A 5680-nucleotide genomic window follows, 5' to 3' on the forward strand; every position below is an offset into this window, starting at 1 on the left:
CCTGGAGACCCCGCACATGAGCACCCCCGCCCCCAGCCGGGCAGTCGCCGGACCTGCGGCCGATCCGGCCGTCGCCCCGGCCGAGCAGCAGGGCCGGATGACCCACCGGCAGATCCTCAGCGCCCTGTCCGGCATGTTGCTCGCGATGTTCGTCGCGTTCCTGTCCTCGACCGTCGTCTCGAACGCGCTGCCGACGATCATCACGGACCTGCGCGGCACGCAGAGCCAGTACACCTGGGTCGTCACCGCGACCCTGCTCGCCTCGACGGCCTCCACGCCGATCTGGGGCAAGCTCGCCGACCTGTTCAGCAAGAAGCTGCTGATCCAGATCGCCATCGTCATCTTCATCGCCGGCTCCATGCTGGCCGGGCTCTCCCAGTCCGTGCCGACCCTGATCGGGTGGCGGGTGCTGCAGGGCCTGGGCCTGGGTGGCCTGCAGGCGCTGGTGCAGATCGCGATGGCGGCGATGATCAGCCCCCGCGAGCGCGGCCGGTACTCCGGCTTCCTCGGCGGCACGATGGCAGTGGCGACCGTCGGCGGCCCGCTGATCGGTGGTCTGCTCGTCGACACCAGCTGGCTCGGCTGGCGCTGGTGCTTCTACGTCGGCGTCCCGTTCGCGCTGGCCGCGCTGGTGCTGCTGCAGCGGACCCTGCACCTGCCGGTGACCAAGCGGAAGGTGACGATCGACTACCTCGGTGCGGCGTTCCTGACCGCCGGGGTCTCGCTGCTGCTGATCTGGGTCACCCTGGCCGGTGACAGCTTCGCCTGGGCCTCGGTCGAGACCGGGCTGTTCGTCGGTGGCGGCGTCCTGGCGATCGCCGCGTTCATCGTCACCGAGCTCCGCGCTCCCGAGCCGATCGTCCCGCTGCGGCTGTTCCGCGACCGGACGACGACCCTGGCGATCGTGGCCAGCGTCGCCATCGGTGTCGCGATGTTCGGGTCGACCGTCTTCCTCGGCCAGTACCTGCAGATCTCCCGCGGGTACTCGCCGACCGCCGCCGGGCTGCTCACCATCCCGATGGTCGGTGGCCTGCTCGTCTCCTCGACGATCTCCGGCATCCTGATCACCCGGACCGGCAAGTGGAAGAAGTTCCTGGTCGCGGGCTCGGTGCTGGTCGCCATCGGCTTCGGCCTGCTGTCGACCATCGACCACGCCACCAACATGGTGCTGCTCGGCGTCTTCCTGGCCGTGCTCGGCATCGGCATCGGCATGACCATGCAGAACCTGGTGCTCGCCGTGCAGAACACGGTGGCCGCCAGCGACCTGGGCGCGGCCAGCTCCGCGGTGGCGTTCTTCCGCAGCCTGGGCGGCACGATCGGCGTCTCGGTGCTCGGCGCGGTGCTCTCCAGCCGGGTGGGCACGCTGATCCAGTCCGGTCTCGCCGACATCCCGGGGGCGGCTCAGGCTGCGGGCTCCGGGGACGTCGGCCTGGCCACGCTGAACGACGCACCGGCGCCGGTGCGCGCACTGATCCAGGTGTCCTACGGCGATGCGACCGGGCGGATCTTCCTCATCTCGGCGCTGCTGTCGATCATCACCATCCTGGCGATCGTGCTGATCCGCGAGGTGGCGCTGCGCACCGAGTCCGGTGACCAGCGGCTCCAGTCCGAGACCGGGGACGGCGACAGCACCGCCGCGGTGGACGACGAGCTGGCCGGCGGCACGCGCACCGTCGTCCGGAGCGCCTCGCACCGGTAGCAGGACGACGAAGACCCGCCTCCCCGACGGGGAGGCGGGTCTTCGTCATCTGTCGCTCAGGCGAGCGCAGCGTCCAGGGTGATGTCGACGCCGGTGAGGGCCTTGCTCACCGGGCAGCCGACCTTGGCGTCCTGGGCGGCCTTGGCGAAGCCGTCGGCGTCGAGGCCGTCGACCTCGCCGCGGACGGTGAGCGCGATGCCGGTCAGCCTGAAGCCGCCGTTGTCCTTGTCCGGGCCGAGCGAGACGTCCGCGGAGACCTCGAGGCTCTCGACGGTGCCGCCGGCCTCGCCAACGATCGCCGAGAGCTGCATCGCGAAGCAGGCGGAGTGCGCCGCGGCGATGAGCTCCTCGGGGCTGGTGGTGCCGCCGGCGTCGTCGGCAGCGCGCTTCGGGAAGCTGACGTCGTAGGTGCCGACCTTGGAGCTGGACAGCTCCACCTGGCCGGAACCCTCCTGCAGGGAGCCGTTCCAAGCGGTGCGCGCGGTGCGGGTGGGCATCGGACCTCCTCCTCGGCGGATGACCCGCGCCGCTGGTGCAGCGCGGTCGGTCACCCGACCTGTGGGGCACAACCGTTCCCGGTGGCCGATGTTCCCGCCATTCGGCCGCGTCCAGAGGCTCGCCCCGAGCTGGCGACGGGGGCGGGGTCCTTCGTCAGGCCTTGGCGGCCTGGCGGGTGTCGGAGACCCGGTCGGTGATGGTCCGCAGCTGGCCCTTGAGCTCCGCGAACTCGTCCGTCGTCAGCGCCAGGGCGTCGATCATGTGCCCGGAGATGGCGCACGCCGGGCCCTGCAGGGCGCGGCCGGCATCGGTGAGGCGGACCGAGACGGAGCGCTCGTCGTCGGCCCGACGGTGGCGGGTGACGAGGCCGGCGGCGGTCAGCCGCTTGAGCAGCGGGGAGAGGGTGCCGGAGTCCAGGGCGAGCCGGGAGCCGAGCTGGCCGACGGTCTGGCCGTCCTCTTCCCACAGCAGCATGAGCACGAGGTACTGGGGATAGGTCACGCCCAGCTCGTCCAGCAGGGGCCGGTACCGGGCGGTGACGGCGCGGGACGCCGCGTACAGGGCGAAGCAGAGCTGGTCGTCGAGTGCCACGCTCGGCGACGGTGTGTCCGTCATGTCCACAGAGTAGGACGCGATCGGTCTCCAGGGGTCCCGCCTCACCCAGTGGTGCGCAGATCACAACCCGTGGCGTCGCACTGGACGACCCAGGTTGAGTGGAACAGACTCAACTCCGGCTTCGTTGGACCAATCGACAGTCCCTGTACGACCCGGAGAGGACACCCGCACCGACCATGGCGCAGAGCAAGCTCACCACCCGTTCGCAGGAGGCCATCGCCGCCGCCCAGCGGCTGGCGGTGGACCGCGGCCAGGCCGCCCTCGAGCCACTGCACCTGCTGGTCGCGCTGCTCGAGCAGGCCGACGGCATCGCCGGCCCGCTGCTGCAGGCGACCGGCGCCGACCCCGCCGACGTCCGGGCCAAGGCCGACGCCGCGCTCCGCCGGATGCCGAGCGTCAGCGGCTCCACCGTCGCTGCCCCGTCGCCGTCCCGCGAGCTGCTCATGGCGATCAACGCGGCCGGCGAGCAGGCCAGCGCACTCGGCGACGAGTACGTCTCGACCGAGCACCTGCTCGTCGGGCTGGCCACCACGGCCGGCGAGGCCGGCGCCGTGCTCACCAGCGCCGGCGCGACGCGGGACGCGCTGCTCGCCGCGTTCCGCACCGTCCGGGGCAACCGCAAGGTCACCAGCCCGGACCCGGAGAGCACCTTCCAGGCGCTGGAGAAGTACGCCGTCGACCTCACCGCCCGGGCCCGCGAGGGCCGGATGGACCCGGTGATCGGGCGCGACGCGGAGATCCGCCGGGTGGTGCAGGTGCTGTCCCGGCGCACCAAGAACAACCCGGTGCTCATCGGTGAGCCCGGCGTCGGCAAGACCGCGATCGTCGAGGGCCTGGCCCAGCGGATCGTGGCCGGCGACGTCCCGGAGAGCCTGAAGGGCAAGCGCCTCATGGCGCTCGACCTCGCCTCGATGGTGGCCGGTGCGAAGTACCGCGGGGAGTTCGAGGAGCGGCTCAAGGCCGTGCTGCAGGAGATCACCGAGGCCGAGGGCCAGGTCGTCACCTTCATCGACGAGCTGCACACCATCGTCGGCGCCGGGGCCAGCGGCGACTCCGCGATGGACGCCGGCAACATGATTAAGCCGATGCTCGCCCGTGGTGAGCTGCGGATGGTCGGGGCGACCACCCTCGACGAGTTCCGCGAGCACATCGAGAAGGACGCCGCCCTGGAGCGCCGCTTCCAGCAGGTCTTCGTCGGCGAGCCCACGGTCGAGGACACGATCGGCATCCTGCGCGGGCTCAAGGAGCGCTACGAGGTGCACCACGGCGTCCGGATCACCGACGCCGCGATCGTCGCCGCGGCCACGCTGTCCGACCGCTACGTCACCGCGCGCTTCCTCCCCGACAAGGCCATCGACCTCGTCGACGAGGCCGCCAGCCGGCTGCGGATGGAGATCGACAGCCGCCCGGTCGAGGTCGACGAGGTGGAGCGGGTCGTCCGCCGCCTCGAGATCGAGGAGATGGCGCTGGCCAAGGAGGACGACGAGGCGACCGCGGCCCGGCTGGCCGCGCTGCGCACCGACCTCGCCGACCGGCGGGAGGAGCTCGACGAGCTGACCGCCCGCTGGCAGCAGGACAAGGGCGCGATCGGTCGCATCCAGCAGGTCAAGGAGGAGCTCGAGCGGCTCCGCCTGGAGGCCGAACGGGCCGAGCGCGACGGCGACCTCGCCCACGTCGCCGAGCTGCGGTACGGCAGGCTCCCCCAGCTCGAGCGTGACCTCGCCGCGGCCGAGGCCTCGGCGGCCGGCCGCGAGTCGATGCTCAAGGAGGAGGTCGGCCCGGACGACATCGCCGAGGTCGTGCAGGCCTGGACCGGCATCCCGGCCGGCCGGCTGCTCGAGGGCGAGACGCAGAAGCTGCTGAGGATGGAGGACGAGCTCGGCAAGCGGGTCGTCGGCCAGCCCGACGCGGTGCGCGCGGTGTCCGACGCCGTCCGCCGCGCCCGCTCCGGGGTCTCCGACCCCGACCGGCCCACCGGCTCGTTCCTGTTCCTCGGTCCCACCGGTGTCGGCAAGACCGAGCTGGCCAAGGCGCTGGCCGAGTTCCTCTTCGACGACGAGCGGGCGATGGTCCGCATCGACATGAGCGAGTACTCCGAGAAGCACTCGGTGGCCCGGCTGGTCGGTGCCCCGCCCGGGTACGTCGGTCACGAGGCCGGCGGCCAGCTCACCGAGGCGGTGCGCCGTCGTCCGTACACCGTCGTGCTGTTCGACGAGGTGGAGAAGGCCCACCCCGACGTCTTCGACGTGCTGCTGCAGGTGCTCGACGACGGCCGGCTGACCGACGGCCAGGGCCGCACCGTCGACTTCCGCAACGTGATCCTGGTGCTCACCTCCAACCTCGGGTCCCAGGTCATCGCCGACCAGTCGGTCGCCGAGGAGCAGAAGAGCCGCGCGGTGCAGGACATCGTGCGGGCGCACTTCAAGCCGGAGTTCCTCAACCGGCTCGACGACGTGGTCACGTTCCGGGCGCTGGGCTCCGACGAGCTCGCCGGGATCGTCGACATCCAGGTCGGGGTGCTCGCCCGGCGGCTGGCCGCCCGCCGGCTGACCCTGACGGTCACCGACGCGGCGCGGGACTGGCTGGCGCTCAACGGCTTCGACCCGGTGTACGGCGCCCGCCCGCTGCGCCGGCTGGTGCAGTCCGCGATCGGCGACCAGCTCGCCCGGGCGCTGCTGGCGGGCGAGATCCGGGACGGCGACCAGGTCCTCGTCGACTGGCCCGGTGACGTCTCCGCGAGCGACGCCCAGCTCAGCGTCACCCGGGTCGAGCCCGCCGGCTGACCCCGCTCCGCAGCGCCCGTCGTCCCGACCGGACGGCGGGCGCTGCGGCGTCCGCGCCCGCGGACGGCGCCGGCGGGGGCGGGTG

Annotated in this window: 4 protein-coding genes; 2 read left to right on the forward strand and 2 right to left on the reverse strand. The window is 72.3% G+C overall.

The genetic code is table 11. The annotated features are described in order from the left end of the window. Positions 1-1699 (forward strand): MDR family MFS transporter (locus FHL80_RS24685; RefSeq protein ID WP_342777352.1); only part of this gene is annotated, 1699 nt, incomplete at its 5' end. A gap of 56 nt (positions 1700-1755) precedes the next feature. On the opposite strand, the gene FHL80_RS24690 is transcribed toward FHL80_RS24685, so the two are convergent. Both FHL80_RS24690 and FHL80_RS24695 read right to left on the reverse strand, forming a co-directional pair. Beyond that, a complete protein-coding gene (locus tag FHL80_RS24690) occupies positions 1756-2196 on the reverse strand; it encodes an OsmC family protein (protein ID WP_138735972.1) in 441 nt (146 codons plus the stop codon). A gap of 154 nt (positions 2197-2350) precedes the next feature. Then, complete coding sequence (locus FHL80_RS24695; protein WP_138735973.1) at positions 2351-2812, reverse strand: MarR family winged helix-turn-helix transcriptional regulator; 462 nt, start codon at positions 2810-2812, stop codon at positions 2351-2353. 176 nt (positions 2813-2988) lie between these two features. On the opposite strand from FHL80_RS24695, the gene clpB reads away from it, so the two are divergent. Continuing rightward, on the forward strand, positions 2989-5595 hold the full coding sequence (gene clpB, locus FHL80_RS24700; protein ID WP_138735974.1) for an ATP-dependent chaperone ClpB: 2607 nt from the start codon (positions 2989-2991) through the stop codon (positions 5593-5595). Positions 5596-5680: the final 85 nt, after the last annotated feature.

This window comes from Modestobacter excelsi (assembly GCF_005930495.1).
Lineage (GTDB): Bacteria > Actinomycetota > Actinomycetes > Mycobacteriales > Geodermatophilaceae > Modestobacter > Modestobacter excelsi.

What these genes read in the sequence shown, in the direction of transcription:
- clpB (WP_138735974.1), top strand. Translation starts at nt 2,989, where the DNA reads ATGGCGCAGAGCAAGCTCACCACCCGTTCGCAGGAGGCCATCGCCGCC.
- FHL80_RS24690 (WP_138735972.1), bottom strand. Translation starts at nt 2,196, where the DNA reads ATGCCCACCCGCACCGCGCGCACCGCTTGGAACGGCTCCCTGCAGGAG.
- FHL80_RS24695 (WP_138735973.1), bottom strand. Translation starts at nt 2,812, where the DNA reads ATGACGGACACACCGTCGCCGAGCGTGGCACTCGACGACCAGCTCTGC.